Here is a 2929-nt window from a genome sequence, read left to right on the forward strand (position 1 = left end):
AGATGTGTATAAGAGACAGTGTTGCCAGACATCATGAGGTTGCCGGCCAGCGGCCGGCACTACCATTTCGAATTCGCCGGGCCATGCCCGGCGGATGCGGATCAACCGGTGTTCTGCACACCCTGCGAAACACCGTTCACGCAGGCCACCAGCGCGCGCAGCAGGTCTTCATCCTCGCGCCCGCTTTCGCGCCAGCGCTGCAGCAGATCCACCTGCAGCACGCTGATCGGATCGACGTAGGGATTGCGCAGGCGGATCGAAAGCGACAGCCGCGCATCGTGGTCGAGCAACGTCTGCTGGCCCATCAGCGCCAGCAACCAATGCCGGGTGAGTTCAAGCTCACGTTGCACCTGCGGGAAGAAGCGCCCGTGCAGCTCGCCCGACAACAGCGAGAACTGCTCGGCAATGGTGATATCCCCCTTGGACAGCACCATCGCGATGTCGTCGAGGAAGGTACGGAAGAACGGCCAGTCACGTGCCATCTCGCGCAGGGTCTGCTCGTGACCAGCATCGACCGCCGCCTGCAGGCCGCTGCCCACGCCGTACCAGCCGGGAATGACGGCACGCGCCTGGCTCCAGGCGAACACCCACGGAATCGCGCGCAGGTTACCCAACGCCGCGTCCTGGCCGAGCCGGCGCGACGGACGCGAACCCAGCGTCATCCGCTCGATCACATCGATCGGCGTGGCGGTGCGGAAGTAGTCCATGAAGCCGGCCTGGCCGACGAAGGCGCGGTAGACCTCGCTGCTGGAGCCAGCGACCACATCCATCACCGGTCGCCACTCATCCTCGCGGGGTTCGGCAGCCCGCGGGCGCAGGCTGGCGCGCAGTACCGCGCCGGCGGCCTGTTCCAGCGAGCGCAGCGCCAGCGCACGGATGCCGTACTTGCGGTGGATCACCTCGCCCTGCTCGGTCACCCGCAAGCGGCCATCGATGCTGCCGCGCGGCGAGGCATCGACCGCATGCGTGGTCTTGCCGCCACCGCGGCTGATCGAACCGCCACGGCCATGGAAGAAGGTCAGGCGGATGCCGGCCTCGGCCGCCACCTCCAGCAGTTCCACCTGCGCACGCTGCAGGCCCCAGCGCGAAGCGGCGATGCCACCGTCCTTGCTGCTGTCCGAATAGCCCAGCATCACCATCTGCACGTCATCGCGTGCACGCAGGTGCGCGCGATAGATCGGGTCGGCCAGCAGGTCACGCAGGGTCGCGGTGCCGCGCTTGAGGTCATCCACCGTCTCGAACAGTGGCGCAATATCCAGCGGCACCGAACCGCCCTCTTCCACCAGGCCGCCACGGCGTGCCAGCGCAAGCACCGCCAGTACATCGCTGCGGTCATGCGCCATCGAAATGATGTAGCTGCCCAGTGCATCGCCACCATGGCGCGCACGCGCATCGGCCAACGCCGCGAACACCGCATCCAGTCGCCGGTTGCCTTCGTCGTCGCCCTTCGGCATCGGCGCGTCACCACTGGCATGCGGCGCCAGCAGGCGCGCGCGGCCCAATGCGTCCAGACCGTCCCACGCCGCGTCGCCGCCCAGCACGGTGGCCAGCGCGCGCGCGTGCACGCTCGATTCCTGGCGCACGTCCAACCGCGCCAGATGGAAACCGAACGTCTTCACCCGCCACAGCAGGCGCTGCACGGCGAAGCCACCGGCATGTTCGCCGCGGTTGGCGCGCAGGCTGTCGAGGATCAGCTGCAGATCCTCGATCAGTTCATCAGGACCGGCGTAGGCGCCTTCGCCGTCATCCAGTGTGGCCTGCAGGCGTGCACGCATGCGGTCATTGAGCAGGCGGTAGGGCATGTCGGCATGGCGTGGGCGCGACTGCACCTGCGGCAGCAGCTGCTGGTAGTGCGCCACGCGCGCCTGCAGCGCATCGCTTACGCCCACCCGCTCGGTGGACTGGCTGAGCAGGCTGGCCAGCTGCAGCAGCTCCTTCTGGTAGCGCGCGAGTACCGCCTGCCGCTGCGCATCCAGCGTATTGCGGATGGTGGTGGCATCCACGTTCGGATTGCCGTCCATGTCGCCGCCCACCCAGGTACCGAAACGCAGCAGGCGCGGCAGCGGCAGTTCTTCGCCATAGGTATCGCGCAACGCCTGCTGCAGCGATTCGTACAGCACCGGAATCACCCGGTACAGCACCTGCACCAGATAGAAGCCGACGTGCTCGCGTTCGTCATCGACGGTGGGCCGCACCGGCGAGGAATCGGTGGTCTGCCACGAAGCGGTCAATGCCATGCGGAAGCGCGCGGCATCGGCGGCGGCCTCACCCGGCGTGCGCTGGCCGTCGAGGTTGTCGACCAGGCTGGCCACCATCAACTGCTCTTTTTCCAGCAGCGCGCGGCGTACCGCTTCGGTCGGGTGTGCGGTGAACACCGGTTCAATGTCGATGCGTGGCAGCCACTGCGCCAGCTCGTCCAGGCCCACCCCCTGCGCCTTCAGGTGCTGCAGTGCATCCTGCAGGCCATCGGGCTGCGCCCCTGCGGTACCGGCGCGCTGGTAGTCACGGCGACGGCGGATGCGATGCACGCGCTCGGCGATGTTGACCACCTGGAAGTAGGTGCTGAAGGCCCGCACCATGGTTTCGGCCTGCTGCGGCGTGCGCCCGGCCAGGCCATCGGCCAGCTCCGACAACGGCGCCTGGTTCTCGCGGCGGGCGATGGCGCGGGTGCGCACGTCTTCCACATCGTCGAGGAAGGCGGCGGAGACCTGTTCAACCAGCAGGTCGCCAACCAGCGCGCCGAGCCGGCGCACGTCATCGCGAAGCGGAAGATCGGGGGAAGCAAAATCGATGCTGCTGCGGTACTCGTTCATCGGCGACGCACAGGCCTCGGTCAACGGATCCAGACCCCAAGCCTAAACCAGAACGGGCATCGTGCTGCGATGCAAAAATGGTTTCATCTGGTAGTGCCTGTCTCTTATACACATCT

The 2929-nt window shown here is 67.1% G+C and carries 1 protein-coding gene; it reads right to left on the reverse strand.

The features are described 5' to 3' along the window. Positions 1–101: 101 nt before the first annotated feature. Positions 102–2813, reverse strand: a complete 2712-nt coding sequence (gene ppc / locus AC5O77_RS21515) for a phosphoenolpyruvate carboxylase (protein ID WP_494507144.1) — start codon at positions 2811–2813, stop codon at positions 102–104. Between the last annotated feature and the right edge of the window lie 116 nt (positions 2814–2929).

This window comes from Stenotrophomonas sp. INTA L402-1, assembly GCF_059295135.1.